The sequence below is a fragment of the Microbacterium sp. Kw_RZR3 genome (assembly GCF_029222405.1).
In the GTDB taxonomy this organism is placed as follows: Bacteria; Actinomycetota; Actinomycetes; order Actinomycetales; family Microbacteriaceae; genus Microbacterium.
The window spans coordinates 1-19892 of sequence record NZ_JARHXC010000105.1 but is presented as its reverse complement, the minus strand read 5'-3'; the positions used below and the strand labels follow the sequence as shown (position 1 = coordinate 19892).

Below are 19892 nucleotides of genomic sequence, written 5' to 3'. Positions count from 1 at the left end.
GTCTGCGAGAGAGTGATGACAGCGACAACCACGACCAGACCGCCCACGCCGCGACTGCGGCCGACGCCGTCACCCCGGAACCCGGCTCGCGCCCGCCGTCGGTGGGGAAGCCATCTGACCGCCTACGGCTACATGTCTCCGACGTTGCTCGTGATGCTGGTGATGATGGCGGTTCCGGTCGCCATGGTGCTGACGTACTCGACGCTGTCGAACGTCATCATGGTGAAAAAGCCCGAGTTCGTCGGCATCCAGAACTACCTGACGCTACTGGGTGACCCCATCTTCCAGAAGGCTCTCGGGCAGACGATGGTCTTCACGGTCACCTCGGTGCTCTTCCACCTTCTGCTCGGCCTGACCTTCGCGCTCATGCTGAACAGCGTCTTGCTTCCCCGGATCGCGGCGGCGCTGTTCCGCGTCGTGTACATCCTCCCGTGGGTCTTCACCGCCTCGATCGTCGTGATCCTCTGGCAGCTGCTGCTCAACCCCAATGGCGTCATCAACTACGTGCTCGAGACCCTCAACCTGATCAGTTCGAAAGTCGAGTGGTTCTCGAACCCGAGCCTTGCGCTGGGAACGGTCATCTACATCAACATCTGGGCCGGTTACCCGTTCTTCATGATCAGCCTGCTCGCCGGCCTGCAGGGCATTCCCAGCGACCTCTACGAAGCGGCGGCGATCGACGGTGCGGGGTGGCGCGACAAGCTCTTCAACATCACCATCCCGCAGTTGATGCCGATCATCCTCGCGATGGCGATGCTCGATTTCATCTGGAACCTGCAGCAGTTCCCGATCATCTTCCTCGCCACCGGTGGCGGCCCGCTCAACGCGACCGAGACCATCGCCACCTACACGTACAACCTCGCGTTCTCGAAGAGGGAGTTCGGGCTCGCCTCGGCGAGCGGCGTGATCCTGTTCCTCGTCTCGGCGATCATCGCCCTCTTCTATGTCCGCCACCAGAAGGCAAGGGACTGACATGGCTGCTCTCGCGACGACGGCGCGCACTCGCTCGAAGACCGCGCAGAAGGTGGGCCTGTGGATCGGTCTGTCTCTCGGGGCGATCTTCGCGGGCTTCCCGGCTCTGTGGATGCTGCTGAGCTCGGTGAAACCGAACACGGAGATCTTCCAATACCCTCCGACATTCCTCCCGGAGTTGTTCACGCTCGACGCCTACACGGGCATCTTCAGCAGCCCGGAGAAGATGCGGTTCTTCTTCAACAGCTACATCGTGGCTCTCACGGTGGTGGCGTTGACATTGTTCGCCGGCATCATGGCGGGGTACGCGTTGAGTCGATTCTCCTTCCCGTTCAAGAACGTCGTGAACACGGTCATCATCTCGGTGCAGGCGGTCCCGCCCATCACGCTGCTGATCCCGTACTTCGGGCTCGTGGTGGCGCTGAAGCTTTACGACACCCTGTGGGCGCTCATCCTCACCTACATGGTGGCGACCATCCCCTACGCCATCCTCATGATGACGGGGTACTTCAACACCATCCCGAAGGAGCTGGACGAGGCGGTCAAGGTCGACGGCGGAAGCTCGTTCCGCGCCCTGTGGCAGGTCCTCGTGCCCGCGGCGCGACCGGGAATCGTGTCGGTCGGTGCCTACAGCTTCATGGTCGCCTGGAACGAGTTCCTCTTCGCGCTGACGCTGACGCAGAGCCAGAGCAACCGAACCGTCCCCGTCGGTATCCAGCTTCTGATGGGAGAGCACTCCTTCAAATGGAGCGAAATGATGGCGATGAGCGTGCTCGGCAGCGTTCCCGTCCTGGTGCTCTTTCTCTTCTTCCAACGGCAGTTCGTCAGCGGTATCACCGCCGGCGCCGTCAAAGCCTGACGCCGTCCCACATCCAAGAAAGGCACCCATCATGTTGTTCACCGGAAGTGACGTCGTCGCCCCCGCCTATGCCAACGGTTTCGCCGTGCCGGCCTATAACATCAGCGATTTCGGCATGCTCACCGCGGTTCTCGACGCCAGTGAGGAGGTCGGGTCGCCGGTCATCCTGCTCATCCATCCCGACGATTGGGAATTCGTCGGCGACAAGTTCCTCGCTGCCGTGTTCGCGATGGCCGCGGCATCGTCGGTGCCGGTCGCGATCAAGCTCGACCACGGCGCCACGGTCGAGCAGGCCTCCGCGGCCCTGCGCCACGACTTCACGTCGGTGATGATCGACGGGTCGCTCCTGCCGTTCGATGAGAACATCGCGCTCACCCGGGACGTCGTCGAGATGTCGCACCTGGTCGGTGTATCGGTGGAAGGCGAGATCGGCACGATCGGCCCGCGCGACCCCCGATCCCTCGCCGAGATGAAGGACTTCGTCTACGCGGACCCCGCTCAAGCCCGTCAATTCGTAGACGAGACCGGTGTCGACATGCTCGCCGTCGCGGTGGGAACCGCTCACGGGGTCTACCCCGCGGGTTTCGTCCCCGAGCTCAAGCTCGACATCATCGAACGCGTCACCGACGCCGTCGGCATCCCGCTCGTGTTGCACGGCGGTTCGGGGGCGGTGGACGAAGAGGTGTCCGCCGCCGTCAAGCGCGGCATCGCGAAGGTCAACATCTCGGCGGACATGAAGACGGCGTACTACCGAAAGCTCCGCGAGGTGCTCGCCGATCCCGCCCAACGCGAACCGCTCGACATCTGTCCGCCCGCCATCGAGGCCGTGCGCCACGTGGTGCGCCACAAGGCCGACGTTCTCGCCTCCGCGGGCACCAGTCACCACTACGACTACCGTCCCGCCGGCGTCGGTCAGCGGCGGTGGGTGTCGGGCAAGGCCGCCGTGCAGCACTGACGTCGGCGCCGAGGCGTCTGCCAGGCGACGTGTGCCACGATGCGAACGTGTCGGATCGTCGCTCGTTCACCTCCGTCGAGGCGCGTCTCGACGCCCTCGCGAACCGGCTGCTCGCCCAGGCTCCCGCCACCGGCGCGCGGGCGCGCATGGTCGAGTTCGCCGTCTTCGTCCTCAAGCAGGCGTGGGCGTGCGTCTTCGGCGCCGCGTTCCTCGCCGTCGTGCTCGCCGCGAAGCTCTGGTACCCCGACGACGCCCCGCTCGCGCGAAACGACGCGCTCACGATCGCGGCCGTCGCGATCCAGGTCGTGATGGTGGTCGGACGCCTCGAGACCCTGCGCGAACTGCGCGTGATCGTCACCTTCCACATCGTCGGCACCGTGATGGAGCTGTTCAAGACCGACGTCGGCTCCTGGATGTACGCCGCCGACGGCGTGCTGCGCCTGGGTGGCGTACCGCTCTACAGCGGCTTCATGTACGCCGCGGTCGGCAGTTACATGGTGCGCGTGTATCGCCTGTTCGACCTGCGCTTCACCCGGTACCCGCGCCAGTGGCTCACGGCGGTGATCGCGGGGCTGATCTACCTCAACTTCTTCTCGCACCACTGGATCGTCGACCTCCGATGGGTGCTGATCGTGGCGGTGCTGGTGCTCTGGGGTCGCACCGTGATGCACTTCCGCTTCTTCCGCGGACGATTCCGGATGCCGATCCTCCTGGCGTTCGTGGGGGTGGCGGTGTTCATCTGGCTCGCCGAGAACATCGCGACCTACGCCGGGGCATGGCTGTATCCGTCGCAGGTCGGGGGATGGCATCCGGTCGACGCGTCCAAGCTCACGTCGTGGTTCCTGCTGATGATCGTGTCGGTCGTGCTCGTGACGTGGGTGTATCCGCCTCGGGAACCGGATGCCCGCGCACAAGACGAAGACCGCGCGCTTGTGGGCTGAGCACAAGAGAATGGCCGATCCGTCGTGGGATCGATACGCTCGCCCCTCGTGAACGTCCTCTGGCGGACCCTGCTGGTCCTCTTCCGCGCACGCCGTCGCCTCCGCCGCGAGGGGGCCATCGACCCGAACACGGTGACCCGCATCCGGATCCGGGTGCTGCCCACCGACATCGACCTGCTGCGGCACCTCAACAACGGTCGATACCTGTCGCTGTTCGACCTGGGCCGGTGGGATCTGCTCACTCGCGCCGGCCTCATGGCGGCCATGACGAAGCAGGGGTGGTACGCCGTCGTGGCGGCCGAGACCATCACGTTCCGTCGCTCGCTCGAGCTGTGGCAGCGCTTCGACCTCGAAACGCGCATGATCGGGCACGACGACCGGGCGGTCTACCTCGAGCACCGCGCGCTGGTCGGGGGCGAGATCTACGCCCGCGCGATCATCCGCGCGCGGATCCTGCGCCGCACCGGCGGAACGGTGCCGCACGACGAACTCTTCGCCGCCGTGGGGCGCCCCGAGGGGCTGCCCGACATCGAGCAGTGGGTCCACGACTGGGCCGACGGCTCGGCACTGCCCTCGACGAAGCGGCCCGCGCCCAGCGTCTGGGGCTGAGGGTGCGGGGCTGATCGGGGCGGCGTCCCGCGGCGGGGCGCGGGTGCCGTCGTGTGGCAAGCGGCGGTGCAGGGACGAGCGGAGGAGCGATCCGCCGCGGTCGTCCTCCGCCCGTCCCTCGTCCTCCGCTCGTCACGCCCAGGCGGGCCTGATCAGCGCCCGAACCGCCCGTCGAGCCAGGCGACCTGCCGCATCCAGTGTCGGTAGCCGCCGCCCTCGTGGCCGTTGTACGTGTACTCCTCGAGCGCGGCGTCCTCGGATGCCAGCGCGTGGAACGCCGCGAACACCCCCGACGGCAGCACGACGTCGTCCATGAGCGCCACCGAGAAGAGCGCGGGCGCCTGGATCCGCCGGGCGAGGATCGCCCCGTCGACGTACGACAGGGTCCGCAGCACGCTCGCGGCCGCATCGCGGTGGATCGCGAGGAAACGGGTGATCTCGGTGAACGGGGCCGACGGCGTGCGCACGATCGCGTTCGGGAAGTCGCACAGGAACGGCACGTCGGGCATGACCGCGGCGACCTTGTCTCCGGAGAGGGCGGCCGCGGCGATCGCGAGCCCACCGCCCTGGCTGCCGCCGGTGACGGCGATGCGGGCCGGGTCGACTCCGGGCAGCGCGCGGACCTCGTCGACGAGCCGCGCGGCATCCGTGTACAGGCGGCGGTAGTAGTAGTCGCGTGGATCCAGGATGCCGCGGGTCATCACGCCGGGGTGGGCGGCGGCGGAGCCGTGCGGGTCGGGCGTCTCACCCACGCTCCACGTCGATCCCTGGCCGCGCGTGTCCATGATCACGTGCACGTAGCCGGCGGCCGCCCACTGGCTCTTCTCTCCGGCGAGACCGCGCCCGCCGCCGTAGCCGATGAACTCGACGACCGCGGGGAGCACCTCGCCCCCGTGGGGCCGGACGACCCAGCCGCGGATGGCGTCTCCGCCGAAGCCCGTGAACGTGAGGTCCTGCACGGATAGCGCTCGCAGCGGGCCGTCGACCGGGGTCAGGACGGCCGGGCGGGCGGCATCCCGGGCCTCGGCGAGGGTCTCGTCCCAGAAGGCGTCGAGGTCGTCGGGGGCGGTGAGCGCCGGACGGTACTCGCGCAGCAGCTCGAGGGGCATGTCGGTGAGAGTCTGGGCCATGCGGGAACTCCAACGGTGAGGGGGCTGCACCGACAGTAGCGAAAGCGGTGCCCAGGTGGGGCGGACATGACGCCCGGCACGCGGGGTACCGCGCATCGGTGGCGTGCGCTGAACCATTCACGGAAAGGGCGCCGATCCGCGGCTTGCGCGGCGGGCCGCCGGGATGCCACGCGCGCGATGCCTAGGCTGACCGACATGAGCATCGAAGACCCGCGCGCGACCGGATTCACGCTCTCCTCGGCCGTTCCCCTGCGGGCCGCCGCCCGGGTGGCCGCATTCTCGACCGTCCCGCGCGAGTCGCTCGACCCCGCCGTCGCCGCCTTCGTCGCGGCCGCGGCCGACGGCGTGCTCCGCCCGGAGGGAGCGACCGCGGCCGCGGCCGCCCTGCACCGGCTCGCGGGCGAGGTTCCGGCGAGTCTGCCCTGGTTCGCGCGCGGCGCTCTGCAGTTCGGCGGTGCCGTTGCGCCGGTGATGCCGGCCCCGGTCGTCCCGCTCGCGCGACGCGCGCTGCGCGATCTGATCGCCGGTCTGACCGTCGACGCGCGGCCCGAGCGGCTGGGCGCAGCCCTCGCGGCGTTCGGTGCGCACGGGGGCACGACCGACGTGCGGCTGGTCGGTCCCGCGGTGCTCGGCGAGTCCGCCGCGCGACGACGGGTCGACGGCATCCGGGCCCTGGTGAGCCGTGACGACGTCGACCGGGTGACGCTCTCGGTCGCTGATGCGACGGGCGGAGTGTCGCGGTGGGCGTTCGACGCCGACGTCGATGCCGCCGCCGAGCGGCTGTTGCCGCTGTTCCTCGCCGCCGCCGAGCACGCCACGCACCTCACGCTCGCGGTGCAGGGGCGCGACGATCTCGACCGGACGGTCGCCGTCCTCACCCGCGTGCTCGAGGAACCCCGCCTGCGGCAGGCCCCCGCCGGGATCGCACTGCCGATCGCCGTGGTCGAGAGCGTCGACGCCGTGCGCGAACTCGCCGCGTGGGCCCGTCAGCGTGCGGACGACGGGGGCGCCCGGCTGACGGTCCGCCTGGACGATGCGCCGCTGCACACCGCGGATGCCCTGACCTCGGCGCGCCACGGGTGGGTCGCCCCCGCCATCACCCGGCGCGACGACATCGACGCCCAGGCCGTGCGCGCCCTTCGCGAGGCGTTCAGTACTCGCGGACGCGAAGGACTCGCGGTCGAGTTCGCGACCGGTGACCCCGAACGAGCCGCCCTCGCCCTCGCGGTCGCCGACGACACCGACGCCGCGCTGACCCTGGCCGTGCCGGCGGGTGCGTCGTGGACGCCGGACGACTCGTTCGTCGTGACGGTCGCCGCCGTGCACCCCGACGATCTCGACATCGTCGCGGCGCGGCTCACGGCCGCATACGCCGATGCCGTCGCCGCGTCGCCGGACCTCCCCGTCGCGGTGCCGGGTGCGGTTGACGCCGCGGATGCCGGCGCCGAGACCGCTCAGGACACCGTGCCGCTCGACGACCTCGAGGGCGGCCTCTTCGCGCCCGAGACCGCGGCCGTCGCGGCGCGCGCTCACCGCGCGGTCTCCGCCGCGGAGGGTCCTGCGCCGATGGGCCGCGTCCCGAGGCGGAGCGTGACGACCGACCCCGCGATCCTGCGCGACCCCGCCGACGCCGACGCGGCCGATGCGGGTCTGACGCAAGCGGTGCTCGGGATCGCGCGGGAGGCCGCGGCATCCGGAGACACGTCCGCCCTCGGCCCCGACGTGCAGCAGATGCTCTTCGGAGGGCAGGCGTTCGTCGACACCGCGGTGTTCTCGGTGCGCGAGAGTCCCGAGGTGGCGGGCGGTGCACCCGGCTTCCGCAACGTCGCCGACACCGACCCCGGGGTGGCGGAGGACCGCGCCTGGGCGCTCGCCGCGATCGGTCGGGCGAGCGGGTCGACCGCCGGAGACGCAACCGCCGCCGCGGGACGCATCGACGACGAAGCCGGTCTCGATGCGGCGCTGGCGCGTGTGCGCGAGGCCGCGGAGCCGTGGGGCGCGCTGGCCGCAGCCGACCGGGCGACGGTGCTGCAGTCCGCGGCGCGCGCGCTCGAGGACCGCCGCGCCGAGCTCATCGAAGTGCTCGCGTCCGAGGCCGGGGTGCTCGTCGACGAGGCCGACGCCGAGGTGAGTCAGGCTGTCGACGCGGCCGCGTACTACGCCGTCACCGCCAAAGAGCTCGACCGCGTCTCGGGCGCCGTGTTCGTCCCCGACCGGGTCACCGTCGTCGCGCCGCGCTGGAACGCTCCCGTCGGGCTCTGCGCCGCCGAGACGCTCGCGGCGCTCGCGGCGGGCTCGGGCGTCCTGCTCACGCCGTCGCCGCGCGCGCGACGCGCGGGCGCGGTCGTCGCCGAGGCCCTCTGGGCCGCCGGGGTCCCGCGTGACCTGTTGACCTTCGCCGACCTCAACGAAGAGGCGTCGGGGCGCGCGCTGATCGTGCACCCGGGCGTCGACCGCGTGCTGCTCGCGGGCGCGCGCACCACCGCGGAGCGCTTCGCCGAATGGCGGCCGTCGCTGCCGATCCAGGGGTTTACCGCCGGCCGCAACGCCGTCATCGTCGCTCCCTCGGCCGACATCGACGAGGCCGTCGCCGACATCGTCGAGGGTGCCTTCTCGCGCGCCGGGCAAGCGGCCACGGCGGCGTCTCTCGTGATCCTCGCGGGGGCGGTCGCGCGCTCGTCTCGCTTCCTCGATCAGCTGAAGGATGCCGTGACCTCGCTCCGGGTCGGCCCGGCCGACGACCCGCTGTCCGACGTGGGCCCTCTCGTCGAGGAGCCCTCGGGCGAGGTGCGGCGTGCCCTCACCGTTCTCGCGGAAGGGGAGCGCTGGCTCGTCCAGCCGCGCGAACTCGACCTCGGACCCGACATGGCCGGCCGCTTCTGGACTCCGGGGGTGCGCACGGGTGTCAGCGCCGGATCGCACCTGACCCGGGCGGCGGTCGCGGCGCCGGTGCTCGGCATCCTGCACGCGCCGACGCTGACCCGCGCGATCGACCTGCAGAACGCGATCGGTTCGGGTTACGTCGCCGGGCTGCACACCCGCGACGCGGCCGACCTCGACCTCTGGCTCGACCGCGTGGACGCCGCCGTGCTGCGCGTGAACCGGCCGACGACCGGAGCGGTGGTGCAGCGCGAGCCCGTGGGCGGGTGGGGCGAGGCTGCCGTGGGCGGCGGGGCGATGTCGGGGGGACCGAACCGCCTGGTCACCCTCGGCTCGTGGCGGCCGTCGTCGGGTGGAGCGTCGTCGTCGACGCTGCACCTGCGCGGGCTCGACAGTCGCATCACCGCGTTGATCGAGGCCGCGCAGCCGACCCTGTCGTACGAGGCGTTCGACTGGCTGCGGCGCGGGGCGCTCTCGGACGCCGTCGCCTGGGACCGCGAGTTCGGCCGGGTGAAGGACGTCTCGCGTCTCGGTGTCGAGCGCAACCTCTGGCGGTACCGGCCCGCCGACGTCGCGGTGCGCGCGACCGCCGACGCCGCCTGGCAGTCGGTGCTGCGCGTGCTGGTCGCGGCGGTCCGCTCGGGCTCGACGTTCAGCCTGAGTTCTCCGGTGGGCCTTCCGGCGGCGGTCCGGCACTTGCTCGGAGACGCCGGTGTCGCGGTGTCGGTCGAGAGCGACGCGGAGTGGTTGCAGCGGTTGGCGGGTGGCATCCCGGATGCCGAGACCGCCGAAGGGGATGAGGAATCCCCGGCCCCGGACGCCGCCGACGAGTCCGCCTTCGTGGCGCCGCGCCCGACGCGCGTGCGTCTGGTGGGACCCGCCGCGACGACCTCGGCGCTGCGCGATGCCGTGACCGAGACGGTCGAGGGCGACGTGTCGCTGACGGTGTACGCCGACGAGGTGACCACCGCGGGACGTCTGGAGCTGCTGCCGTTCCTGCGCGAGCAGGCGGTGTCGATCGCCGCCCTGCGCTTCGGCCACCGCGACGCGTGGAGCGCCGAGGTCATCTGACGCGCTCGGTGCGGATGCCGAGAGCAAACGTTCCGCTCGAGGTCACGCGGGCACGCGGGCGTGCGCGCTCGCATGCTCCCGAATCTCCCTCGAGCGTCCAAGACACCCGGACGATTTTTCGCGACGTCCGGGTGTTTTGGACAGTCAACGACGACGCCCGCCCAGCCTGCGGTGTGCAACGTTGTAGAGTCTCGACCAGAACGAGGGGGATGCCATGACGGCGACGCTGCACGACGTGGCCCGCGCGGCCGGGGTGTCGATCAAGACGGTCTCGAACGTGATCAACAACTATCCGCACGTGCGCGATGCCACGCGCGAGCGGGTCGAAGCCGCGATCGATGAGCTCCAGTACCGCCCGAACCAGGCGGCGCGGAGCCTGCGCTCGGGCCGCACCGACATGATCGGGCTCATCGTCCCGGACCTTCGCAATCCCTACTTCGCCGAGCTCGCCGACGACGTCATGCGAGCGGCCCGCGCGCACGGGTTCTCGGTGCTCATCGAGCAGTTCGACGCGGATCGCGACAGCGAGCTGGCGGCGCTGCGGGGAGCGCGCCGACGGGGGCTCGACGGGGTGCTCTACTCGGTGCTTTCGCTCGGCGAAGACGACGCGCCCCTGCTGGACGAGGTCGGCATGCCCATGGTGCTGCTGGGGGAGCGGATCTTCCATTCCGCCCACGACCACGTGACCATGCGCAACACCGAAGCAGCACGCGAGGCCACCGCCCACCTGCTCGCCTCCGGTCGTCGCCGGGTGATCGCGCTCGGGTCTCACCCGGGCGAGATCGTGGGTTCGGCGGGGCTTCGCCTCCGCGGCTACGAAGCCGCGCTCGACGAGGCGGGGGTCGCCGTCGACCCCGCTCTCGTGGTGCCGGTCGACCGCTGGCATCGCGTCGATGGGGCGGATGCCATGCGCGCGGTGCTCGACTCGGGCCTCGAGTTCGACGGAGTCGTCGCCTTCAACGACTCGATCGCGCTCGGTGCCATGCGCGTGATGCTCGAGCGCGGCATCCGCATCCCGGACGAGGTGTCTCTCGTCGGGTTCGACGATCTCGACGAGACGCGGTACTCGCTGCCGGCCCTGACGACGATCGATCCCGGACGCTCTGAGATCGCGCGCGTCGCCGTGGAGCAGCTCGTCCGTCGCATCACCGGCGACGCCGCCGACGAGGAGCCGCGTGAGGTCCTCGTCGATTTCCGCCTGGTCGAGCGCGAATCCACGACGCGCTGAGAGCCGGCGCTTGACAACCTGTCACAGGCGGGCGATCATCCATTTACAACGTTTACCTCCATCGTTGTAAATTGCACGTGCACCACGGGTCGGCACCCGAGCCGAAAAGACGACGCAGTCACACGAAAGGCATCGAAGATGATGAAGCGCACCACCTCCGTCCTCGCGACGGTCGGCGCCGCGGCCCTGCTCCTCGCAGGTTGCTCCGGTTCGTCCGCCCCCGCGTCCGACGGTCCCACCGAGATCACGTTCTGGCACGGCTACACCGAGGCCGACGGCAAGGTCCTCGACCAGATCGTCGCCGACTTCAATGCCTCGCAGCCGCAGTACAAGATCACGACCGAGACCAAGACGTGGGCCGTCATCGACGACACCCTGCTGCCGGCGCTCAGCTCGAAGGAGGGCCCGCAGATCGTCGCGATGCCGGCCGAGCGCATGCCCGTCTACGCCGACCGCGGCGCGTTCGCCGATCTGACCGACTTCTACGGCTCCGCCGACAGCAACACGGCCGACCTCGTCCCCCAGGCCGTCGACATGGTGACCGTGGGCGGGACCCCGTACGGCGTGCCGACGGGGTTCGTCCCGCTCGCGATGTTCTACAACAAGGCGCTCTTCACCGCCGCCGGCATCACCGAGCCGCCCGCCACGTGGGACGCCTGGGTCGCGGATGCCAAGAAGCTCACCGTCGACGAAAACGGAGACGGCACGCCGGAGCAGTACGGCGTCGCGATCCCCGACCACGCCACCGTCGCGAACGGTCTGTGGCCGAGCCTGCTCCTCAGCGGAGGCGGCCAGATCGTCGACGGCGGCGACAAGGCAGTCATCGACTCGCCCGAGAACGCCAAGACCATCCAGTACTGGACCGACGCGATCACGAACGACAAGATCTCGCCCACGGGTCTCGACGGCATCGCCGCCGACCAGCTGTTCAGCTCGGGCAAGGCCGCCATGCACGTCGGCGGTCCGTGGATGGCATCCATCGCGAAAGAGAACAACATCGACTACGGCATCGCCGCGCTTCCCGCCGGCCCCGCCGAGCAGGCCGCCTCGGCCATCGGCGTGGCGATGGGCATCACGGAGTCGGCCGACGACCAGCAGCGCGCCGGTGCCGAGGCCTTCTTCACCTACTTCTTCCAGAAGGACGTCGCGACCCAGTGGTCGCTCGGCTCGGGATGGCCTCCCCTGCGTGCCGACATCCCCCTCAGCGCGGTGGAGTCGAACCCCGTCGTGGCCGCCCTCAGCGAGATCGCCCCGACCGGTCGGGCGCTTCTGCCCGGTGTCGTGAACAGCGTCGACGTCATCACCGACATCGACGAGCTCACGCAGAAAGCGGTCGCGGGCGGCGACGTCGACGAACTCCTCTCGACGGCCCAGAGCAAGATCCAGCAGGCCATTAAGTGACGACCGCACGGGAGGGGTGCCCGCGTCACCCCTCCCGTGCCCTTTCGCCCGCTTCTCGAACAGGACGACCATGACCACTCACGCCCCGAGCGCGCCGCCCCGTCGGCGCGGGGCCTACCGGCCGCCGGCACCGATCGGCGGACGCGGGCCCCTGCGGCACAGCCCCCGACACCGCCTCACCGTGGTCGCCTTCCTGACCCCGGCCATCGTGATCCTCACGGTCTTCGTCGCGTGGCCGATGGTCTCGGCCCTGCGCCTGTCGTTCACGGATGCCAGCGGCTTCGGCCGAGAGAAGTTCGTCGGCCTCGAGAACTACGCGCGGGTGTTCACCGACCCCGACATCGTGAGCGCGATGGGCAACACGGCCCTGTACGCGGTGTTGTTCACCCCGATCGCGATCGCCCTGGCGCTGGCCTTCGCGCTCCTGCTGAACAACCCGCTGCTGCCGCTTCGGGGCCTGTTCCGTACCGCGCTGTTCACCCCGTTCATCGTGTCGCTCGCCGTCGCCGCCTTCGCGTGGTCGTACCTGCTCGACCCGCAGATCGGTCTGCTGAACTACTGGCTCCGGGGTCTCGGCATCCAACTCGGGAACGTCCTGCAGGACCCCACGCTCGCGATGCCGGCCGTCGTGCTCGTCGCGGTCTGGAAGAGCTTCGGCTTCTACATGGTCATCTTCCTCGCCGGGCTCCAGGACATCCCGACGAGCCTGTACGAGGCAGCCCGCGTCGACGGAGCGAGCGCGTGGCAGCGTTTCCGCAGCATCACCTTCCCGATGCTCGGCAACACCATGGGCTTCGTCGTGATCGTCGCCCTCATCGCCGCACTGCAGGCCTTCGACCAGATCTACGTCATGACGGGCGGCGGCCCCTACGGCACCACCCAGACGATCGTCATGGAGATCTACCAGTCCGGCTTCCGCAAGCTCGAGCTCGGATTCGCCTCGGCGCTCTCCTACGTCCTGCTGCTCATCACCCTCGTGCTCAGCCTGACCCAGTTCCTCTTCTTCTCACGTCGAGAGAAGGATGCCGCATGACCGCCCTCGCCCCCGCCCCCGTCGCCTCGGCATCCGGGGTCTCCGCCCCGCGGCGCTCGCAGCAGGCGCGTCGTCGACGCCTCGTCTCGGTGGCGCTGCTGATGGTGGTCGCCGCGGCGACACTCGTGCTGATGCTGCCGATCCTCATCATCGTGTTCACGGCCTTCAAACCCGTGGCCGAGGTGAACGCGTACCCGCCGACGCTCCTGCCCGGCCAATGGACGCTCGACAACTTCGCGCGGATCTTCACCGAGCTGCCCTTCGCGCGCCTGATCGCGAACAGCTTCGTCTTCGCGGGCGGAGTGACGCTCTTCGCGCTCGTGTTCGACTCGCTCGCCGCGTACGCGCTCGCCCGTCTCGACTTCCGCGGCAGTCGGCTGCTGCTGATCGCCATCATCGCGAGCCTGATGATCCCCTTCCAGGCCACGCTGATCCCGATCTACCAGCTGGTGTCCGACCTCGGGTGGGTCAATTCCTACGCGGGACTCATCGCCCCGCGCGCGGCCGACGCGTTCGGCATCTTCTTCCTGCGGCAGTTCTTCCTGTCGCTTCCGCGCGATCTCGACAACGCGGCGCGCATCGACGGGGCGAGCGAGTTGCGCATCTTCCGCAGCATCGTGCTGCCCAACGCGGTGCCTGCGCTGCTCACGCTCGGCATCTTCACCTTCGTCAACAACTGGAACGACCTGCTGTGGCCGCTCGTGTTCACGACCGACTCCGAGATGGGCACCGTGACCTCGGGACTGACGCTGCTGACCGGTCCGGGCGGCATCATCCCGCAGGGGGTCATGATGGCGGGCTCGCTCATCGCGGTGCTGCCGCTGGCGATCCTGTTCCTGCTGATCCAGCGGCGGTTCGTCGAGAGCGTCGGAACGTCAGGACTGAAATGAGAGAGAATCCCATGTCGACGACACCCTGGTACCGCGACGGCCGGTTGCACTTCGGTGCCGGCATCGAGAACACCTTCGTGCCGCAGGAGCGCCCGGGCGAGCGCGCGATCGACGAGTACGCCCTCACCGAGCACTACGAGCGATGGAGCGACGACCTCGATCTCGCCTCGTCGGTGGATGCCGAGTTCTTGCGCTGGGGGATCCCCTGGCACGTCGTGTCTCCCGAGCGCGGCCGATGGGACTGGTCGTGGACCGACCGGGTGCTCGACGGCTTCGCCGCTCGCGGCATCCGTCCGATCGTCGATCTGCTGCACTACGGCACCCCGACGTGGATCGAGGGGGAGTTCGCGCACCCCGACTACGCGTCCTTCGTGGCCGAGTACGCCGCGCGCGCCGCCGAGCGGTATCGCGACCTCGCCACCGACTACACGCCCGTCAACGAGCCGATGCTGCACTCCCTGTTCAGCGGCGAATACGCGTACTGGCCCCCGTACCGTCGGGGCGAGGCGGGACTCGTCGAGATCTCGACCGCGATCGCCCGCGGTTTCGTCGAAACCCAGCGGGCGGTGGCCGAGGTGCTGGGGGAGCGCGCCACCTTCGTGCACGTCGACGCGTCGATGCGGTACGCCGGCGACATCGACGCCCCCGAGCACCGCGAGACAGCGGAGCGTTACCGCCACCAGGCCTTCCTCGTCGAGGACCTCGTGACCGGCGCGGTGGGGGCGGAGCACCCGCTCCTTCCTCTGCTGCTTGCACACGGCACTTCGGACGAGACGCTCGCGTGGTTCGCCGAGAACGCGGTGCAACCCGATGTGATGGGCGTCAACTACTACCCGCGGCACTCGACGGAGCTGTTCGAGAGCGGCATCCATCACTCCGGGGGCTTCGCCGACCCGCGCCCCACGCGTGACGACGGCGTCGAGGGGCTGGCCGAGATGCTGCGCACCTACGCCGCCCGGTACGGTGCCCCGGTCATGCTCGCCGAGACCTGCGTGACCGACGACGTCGCGACCCGCCTGCGTTGGCTGGATGACTCCGTGTCCGCTGTCGAGGGGCTTCGCGCCGACGGCCTCGACGTCGTGGGCTACACCTGGTGGCCGTTGTTCGACATGTACGAGTGGACCTACCGACACAGCGACGAGCCGCGGTCCGCCCACCTTCTGACCATGGGACTCCACGACCTCGTGGAGACCGAGACCGGGCTCGCGCGCCGCCGCAACCCCGTCGCCGACCGATTCGCCGAGTACGCATCCCGAGGAGCACGATGACCACCGCCCGCCTGACCCTCGACGCCCGATTCCCGATCGGGACCGTCCGTCGCCGACTGTTCGGCGGCTTCGTCGAACACCTCGGCCGCCACGTCTACGACGGCATCTACGAGCCCGGTCACCCCGAGGCCGACGAGCAGGGCTTCCGCCGCGACGTGCTCGACCTCGTGCGCGAGCTCGGGGTCTCGACGATCCGCTACCCCGGTGGGAACTTCGTCTCGGGCTTCCGGTGGGAGGACAGCGTGGGCCCGCGCGAGCAGCGCCCGCGCCGCCTCGACCTCGCGTGGCACTCGACCGAGACGAACGAGATCGGCCTCCACGAGTTCTCGGACTGGCTCGACAAGGCCGGCAGCGACCTCATGCTCGCCGTCAACCTCGGCACCCGGGGCGTCCTCGAGGCCCTCGACCTGCTCGAGTACAGCAACGTCCCCGGGGGCACGACCCTCTCACAGCAGCGCATCGACAACGGCCGCGCGGCGCCGTTCGACGTGCGGGTGTGGTGCCTCGGCAACGAGATGGATGGACCCTGGCAGCTCGGCCACCGCTCGGCCGACGACTACGGCAAGATCGCCTCGCAGACCGCGAAGGGCATGCGCCAGCTCGACCCCTCGATCGAGCTCGTGGTGTGCGGGTCGTCGGGCGCGTCGATGCCGACGTTCGGCGAGTGGGAGCGCGTCGTGCTCGAGCACACGTACGACGACGTCGACATGATCTCGTGCCACGCGTACTACCAGGAGCACGACGGCGACATCGACTCGTTCCTCGCGTCGTCGGTCGACACCGACCGCTTCATCGAGGCCGTCGTCGCGACCGCCGACCACGTCGGTGCCGTGCGCGGCAGCGCGAAGAGAATCGACATCTCGTTCGACGAGTGGAACATCTGGTACCAGACCCGGTTCCACGACGTCGACCAGATCACCGGCGTCGACAACTGGCCCGTCGCCCCGCGCCTGCTCGAGGACGTGTACTCGGCTCTGGATGCCGTGGTCTTCGGCAGCCTCATGATCTCGCTGCTCAAGCACACCGACCGCGTGGCATCCGCTTCCCTCGCCCAGCTCGTCAACGTGATCGCGCCGATCATGACCGAGCCGGGCGGACCGTCCTGGCGTCAGACGACGTTCTTCCCCTTCGCGATCACCTCGCGTCTCGCGCAGGGCGACGCGCTGCGCCTCCGGGTCGAGGGGCCGACCATCGAGACCTCGACCTTCGGCGCGGTCCCCGCGGTGGACGCCGTCGCCACCCACGACGCCGAGACCGGCGCGACGGCGATCTTCCTCGTGCACCGCGGTCGCGACGAGAGCGTCGACATCGCGATCGATGTCAGCGGCCTCGGTGACGTCCGGATCGCCGAGACGCACCTGGTCCACGACGACGATCCGTACGCGCGGAACACGCTCGAGGAGCCGGAGCGCGTGACGCCCGGAACCGTCGACGCCCGGGTGGACGGCGGCATCCTGCACATGACACTGCCGCCGATCGCGTGGGCGGCGCTCTCGCTCGCGGGCGCCTGACGCCGACTACCGCGCGGGGGTCGTCGCCACGAGCGCGACCTCCTCGTCGGTCCACAGGTACTCCTCGCGCAGAAGACGGAGAACATTCCGTGCCGCTTCGGGGGTGGAGACGCTCGCGCCCCCGTGGACGGGTAATGCCAGCGACTCCACTGCTGACGCCGCTTCACGCAGTTCGTGGACCAGCTCCGGCCGTTGCGCGGTCACGTCTTTGTCCGCGATGACGAGCAGCGTCCGAGACCCGTCGCACGCACGGTGCACATCGCGGTACACGGCGACCCAGAAGACGACGGTCGCCGCGCCCACCGTCACCATGGCGACGACGCCGATGGGAATCGCCGCGATGTCGGTGAACAGCGTGGGCAGCGGCGTGGCATCGGAGCCGGCACGGACGAGGGCGATCGTGCGGACGCCGTTGTAGAGCGCGTAGACCGCGACGGCGATCGCGAGGAGGCGGATGGAGGACCGCCGCGCTTCCGGCGAGATCGCCGCGGTCACGGCGGCGCACGCGCACACCACGGCCAGGGCGCCGGTCCGGCACGTCGCGGCCACATCCTCGTCCAGGAGAAGGGAGGTCACGGCGACGACCGCGACGGAGCCGAACGACGCCAGGACGCACGTCACCGCCGCCCTCGACGGACGAAGGGCGTGGAAGGCGAGCGGGATCATGGCCGGCCCCAAGACGAGAAGGGCGTTCGCCGTCGCGAACGTCGCCGACCCGCCCACGTTGACCCACAGCAGGTACATCGCCGCCGCACCCACCTCGACGACGCCGGCGACGATTCCGTAGCGGATCGAGGTCCCGGTGGGGCCGTGACGCCCGGTGAGCCAGAGCCCTACGCCCAGGATCGCGCTCGTGACCACCAGGGCGGTCACGGAGAGGACGATCACAGAAAGGATCACGGGGCGGACTCCAATGCTCGGTGCAGGCGAGACGCTCAGGGCTTGAAGTCAACGACGCCGGAGTCGTCCAGGCAACCGGTCCGTCGGGGAGGCCCAGACCCACTACTGTTGCTGCCCGATTCGGCGGGCGCCGCGGGCACGCAGAAACGCCCGTTCCCCGCAGAATCCATCGGGACGACTGCGAAGAACGGGCGTTTCTGGGAGCTTCGACCCGGGTCTGGCCGGGCCGGGACCCGGCTAGGGGCCGGGGCGGCGGCGGCTCGGCGCGAGGCAGGCGCGGCCTGGCCGGGTCCGGGTGGGAGGTCAGGCCAGCTGAGCGCGGCGCTCGGCGAGCTGGTCGAAGGTCGCGAAAGACTCGGCGATGGGGCTGCCGGTGAAGTGGCCGACCCAGCCGTCGTCGTCGTGGAAGAAGCGCACGCTGACGTAGTGGGGCGCGGTGCCCATGTCGAACCAGTGGGTGGTGTTGGCCGGCACCGAGATGAGGTCGCCCGCCTCGCAGTACACCGCGTGCACCTTCTCGTTCGCGTGCAGGTAGAACACGCCCGCACCCTTCGCGAAGTAGCGGTCCTCGTCGTCGTCGTGCTTGTGCTCCGACAGGAACTTCTGGCGCGAGGGGGTCTTCACCTCGTCGTAGTTCTCCTGGGCGGGGTCGAGGGCGACGACGTCGACGAGCGTGTATCCCTCGCGCTCCTTCACCTCGCCGATCTCGTCGGCGTACAGCGCGAGCACCTCGTCCTGCGAGGCACCGGGGGCGACATCCTTGACCTCCCAGCGCGAGAAGCGGGCGCCGAGCTCGGCCAGCGCGTCACGGATCTCGGATTCGTCGGTGGTCTCGAGCACGGGAGTGCTCGGGTCGGTCTCTTTCCAGACGGTCAGGAGCGTCACGGCTCCTCCTCTCGGCGCGATGTGGGCGGAATGATCCGATTGTCTCGCCGATTCGACCCGAGTGCCCACTTCGCCGGTGCGATCGTCGGTGTCGGTGTAACAAAGTGCAACCTCGAATAACCGGTGCTCGTTCGGTGCTGCTTGACTTCTCGACGGCCCGACCGGCACAGCACCCGGACGGCCCCTCGCACCCGACTCCTCGACGAAGGGGACCCCGTGTCCGTTCGATCCCACCGCTGGGCGACGCTTCTCGCGACCGCCGGCATCGCCGCCCTCGCCCTCTCCGGCTGCGCACAGCAGAACACCGCGGCCCCCGCGGCCTCGGCGGCTCCCGTGCAGAAGGTCGAGAACCTGCCAGCACCGTTCGACGGCGCGCCCGTCAAGGTCGCGCTCGTGCAGCAGTCCGGCGCCGGCGACTTCTTCACCGCGTGGACGGCGGGCGCGAAAGCCCAGGCGGCCGCGATCAACATCGACCTCACCGTCTATGACGCCCGCAACGACAATGCCAAGCAGGCGTCCGACCTCGAGCAGGCGATCGCCTCGAAGCCCGCCGCGATCATCGTCGACCACGGCCAGACCGACACGATCGAGTCGCACGTGCACGACGCGGTGGCCGCCGGCATCCCGGTCATCGTCTACGACCTCGCCCTCAACGACCCCACCGGCGTCATCGTGACGTCGCAGTCCGACGCGTCGATGGCGCAGGGCGTGCTCGACCAGCTCGTCGCCGACGTGGGCGACGGCGCCAAGGTGGGCCTGGCCAGCACCGACGGCTTCGCACCGCTCGAGCGCCGCAAGAAGGTGTGGGACGAGGTCGTCGCCGAGCACGACCTCGACCAGGTGTTCTTCACCGGCAAGGTCACCGAGTCGACCGCGACCGACAACATCCCGCTCATCGACGCCGCGCTCAAGGCCAACCCCGGGATCCAGGCGATCTTCGCGCCCTACGACGAGATCACGAAGGGCGTCGTGCAGGCCGTCCAGCAGAACAACCTGCAGGACAAGGTCAAGGTCTACGGCATCGACATCTCGAACGCCGACATCGAGGTCATGACCGCCGACGGCAGCCCGTGGGTCGCCACGAGCGCGACCGATCCCTCCGCGGTCGGCGCGGGTGTCGTCCGCGCCCTGGCGCTCTCGCTCGCCGGCCAGCTCGACGAGACGACCGTGCAGTTCCCCGCGATCACGATCACCCGCGACTTCCTGCTCGAGAAGGGCATCACCAACGTCGCCCAGCTGCGGGAGGCCGAGCCGTCGCTCCTGCTGAGCGACACGGTGGTGGCCGACTGGCTCCCCGCGATCTCGGGATGACCTCACCCCTCCACGCCGACGCCGCTCCGGTCGACGACACCCCTGTCG

The 19892-nt window shown here is 69.8% G+C and carries 16 protein-coding genes; 13 read left to right on the top strand and 3 right to left on the bottom strand.

Translation table 11 applies throughout. From position 1 onward, the window contains the following. Positions 1-132: 132 nt before the first annotated feature. Genes P2P98_RS05775 through P2P98_RS05755 form a run of 5 tightly spaced genes read left to right on the top strand, consistent with a single transcriptional unit; the run spans position 133 to position 4336 of the window. A complete protein-coding gene (locus P2P98_RS05775) occupies positions 133-972 on the top strand; it encodes a sugar ABC transporter permease (protein WP_275798052.1) in 840 nt (279 codons plus the stop codon). Between the two features lies 1 nt (position 973). Next, complete coding sequence (locus P2P98_RS05770) at positions 974-1831, top strand: carbohydrate ABC transporter permease (RefSeq protein ID WP_275798050.1); 858 nt, start codon at positions 974-976, stop codon at positions 1829-1831. Positions 1832-1862: 31 nt separating this feature from the next. Beyond that, complete coding sequence (locus P2P98_RS05765) at positions 1863-2786, top strand: ketose-bisphosphate aldolase (RefSeq protein WP_275798048.1); 924 nt, start codon at positions 1863-1865, stop codon at positions 2784-2786. Positions 2787-2833: 47 nt separating this feature from the next. Then, a complete protein-coding gene (locus P2P98_RS05760) occupies positions 2834-3727 on the top strand; it encodes a DUF817 domain-containing protein (RefSeq protein ID WP_275798046.1) in 894 nt (297 codons plus the stop codon). A gap of 48 nt (positions 3728-3775) precedes the next feature. Then, positions 3776-4336, top strand: a complete 561-nt coding sequence (locus tag P2P98_RS05755; RefSeq protein WP_275798044.1) for an acyl-CoA thioesterase — start codon at positions 3776-3778, stop codon at positions 4334-4336. A gap of 152 nt (positions 4337-4488) precedes the next feature. Here the strand turns inward: P2P98_RS05755 and P2P98_RS05750 are convergent, their stop codons facing one another. Further along, positions 4489-5466 (bottom strand): acetylxylan esterase, encoded by a 978-nt coding sequence (locus P2P98_RS05750; RefSeq protein WP_275798042.1) that lies wholly within the window; start codon positions 5464-5466, stop codon positions 4489-4491. A gap of 195 nt (positions 5467-5661) precedes the next feature. Here P2P98_RS05750 and P2P98_RS05745 point away from each other — a divergent pair, with 195 nt between their 5' ends. The 7 genes from P2P98_RS05745 to P2P98_RS05715 all read left to right on the top strand — a co-directional run bounded on the left by P2P98_RS05745 (position 5662) and on the right by P2P98_RS05715 (position 16748). Continuing rightward, entirely contained in the window at positions 5662-9417 is a 3756-nt protein-coding gene (locus P2P98_RS05745; RefSeq protein ID WP_275798040.1) for a proline dehydrogenase family protein, read from the top strand. 214 nt (positions 9418-9631) lie between these two features. Next, positions 9632-10645 carry a LacI family DNA-binding transcriptional regulator gene (locus tag P2P98_RS05740; RefSeq protein WP_058627657.1) on the top strand — a complete coding sequence of 338 codons (1014 nt, stop codon included), beginning with the start codon at positions 9632-9634 and terminating at the stop codon, positions 10643-10645. A 138-nt stretch (positions 10646-10783) separates the two neighbouring features. Further along, positions 10784-12046, top strand: a complete 1263-nt coding sequence (locus P2P98_RS05735; RefSeq protein WP_275798038.1) for an ABC transporter substrate-binding protein — start codon at positions 10784-10786, stop codon at positions 12044-12046. Between the two features lie 70 nt (positions 12047-12116). Next, positions 12117-13079 carry a sugar ABC transporter permease gene (locus P2P98_RS05730; RefSeq protein ID WP_058595739.1) on the top strand — a complete coding sequence of 321 codons (963 nt, stop codon included), beginning with the start codon at positions 12117-12119 and terminating at the stop codon, positions 13077-13079. Further along, on the top strand, positions 13076-13969 hold the full coding sequence (locus tag P2P98_RS05725) for a carbohydrate ABC transporter permease (RefSeq protein ID WP_275798036.1): 894 nt from the start codon (positions 13076-13078) through the stop codon (positions 13967-13969). The genes P2P98_RS05730 and P2P98_RS05725 overlap by 4 nt, the downstream gene beginning before the upstream one ends. A gap of 11 nt (positions 13970-13980) precedes the next feature. Continuing rightward, positions 13981-15237, top strand: coding sequence for a family 1 glycosylhydrolase (locus P2P98_RS05720; RefSeq protein ID WP_275798034.1), 1257 nt, complete (start codon positions 13981-13983; stop codon positions 15235-15237). Beyond that, positions 15234-16748: an alpha-N-arabinofuranosidase gene (locus P2P98_RS05715; RefSeq protein WP_275798032.1), complete on the top strand. Its 1515-nt coding sequence runs from the start codon at positions 15234-15236 to the stop codon at positions 16746-16748. Before P2P98_RS05720 ends, P2P98_RS05715 begins: the two co-directional genes overlap by 4 nt. Before the next feature lie 6 nt (positions 16749-16754). Here the strand turns inward: P2P98_RS05715 and P2P98_RS05710 are convergent, their stop codons facing one another. Both P2P98_RS05710 and P2P98_RS05705 read right to left on the bottom strand, forming a co-directional pair. Next, complete coding sequence (locus P2P98_RS05710; protein ID WP_275798030.1) at positions 16755-17648, bottom strand: hypothetical protein; 894 nt, start codon at positions 17646-17648, stop codon at positions 16755-16757. Between the two features lie 303 nt (positions 17649-17951). Then, positions 17952-18533 (bottom strand): cupin, encoded by a 582-nt coding sequence (locus P2P98_RS05705; RefSeq protein ID WP_275798028.1) that lies wholly within the window; start codon positions 18531-18533, stop codon positions 17952-17954. A gap of 216 nt (positions 18534-18749) precedes the next feature. Between P2P98_RS05705 and P2P98_RS05700 the strand changes: the two genes are divergently transcribed. Then, a complete protein-coding gene (locus P2P98_RS05700; RefSeq protein WP_275798026.1) occupies positions 18750-19844 on the top strand; it encodes a substrate-binding domain-containing protein in 1095 nt (364 codons plus the stop codon). Positions 19845-19892 lie beyond the last annotated feature (48 nt).

Excerpts from the sequence above, each read along its gene's own strand:
- P2P98_RS05725 (WP_275798036.1), top strand. The coding sequence starts at position 13,076 with ATGACCGCCCTCGCCCCCGCCCCCGTCGCCTCGGCATCCGGGGTCTCC.
- P2P98_RS05745 (WP_275798040.1), top strand. The coding sequence starts at position 5,662 with ATGAGCATCGAAGACCCGCGCGCGACCGGATTCACGCTCTCCTCGGCC.
- P2P98_RS05735 (WP_275798038.1), top strand. The coding sequence starts at position 10,784 with ATGATGAAGCGCACCACCTCCGTCCTCGCGACGGTCGGCGCCGCGGCC.
- P2P98_RS05750 (WP_275798042.1), bottom strand. The coding sequence starts at position 5,466 with ATGGCCCAGACTCTCACCGACATGCCCCTCGAGCTGCTGCGCGAGTAC.
- P2P98_RS05740 (WP_058627657.1), top strand. The coding sequence starts at position 9,632 with ATGACGGCGACGCTGCACGACGTGGCCCGCGCGGCCGGGGTGTCGATC.
- P2P98_RS05765 (WP_275798048.1), top strand. The coding sequence starts at position 1,863 with ATGTTGTTCACCGGAAGTGACGTCGTCGCCCCCGCCTATGCCAACGGT.
- P2P98_RS05720 (WP_275798034.1), top strand. The coding sequence starts at position 13,981 with ATGTCGACGACACCCTGGTACCGCGACGGCCGGTTGCACTTCGGTGCC.
- P2P98_RS05775 (WP_275798052.1), top strand. The coding sequence starts at position 133 with ATGTCTCCGACGTTGCTCGTGATGCTGGTGATGATGGCGGTTCCGGTC.
- P2P98_RS05715 (WP_275798032.1), top strand. The coding sequence starts at position 15,234 with ATGACCACCGCCCGCCTGACCCTCGACGCCCGATTCCCGATCGGGACC.
- P2P98_RS05770 (WP_275798050.1), top strand. The coding sequence starts at position 974 with ATGGCTGCTCTCGCGACGACGGCGCGCACTCGCTCGAAGACCGCGCAG.
- P2P98_RS05730 (WP_058595739.1), top strand. The coding sequence starts at position 12,117 with ATGACCACTCACGCCCCGAGCGCGCCGCCCCGTCGGCGCGGGGCCTAC.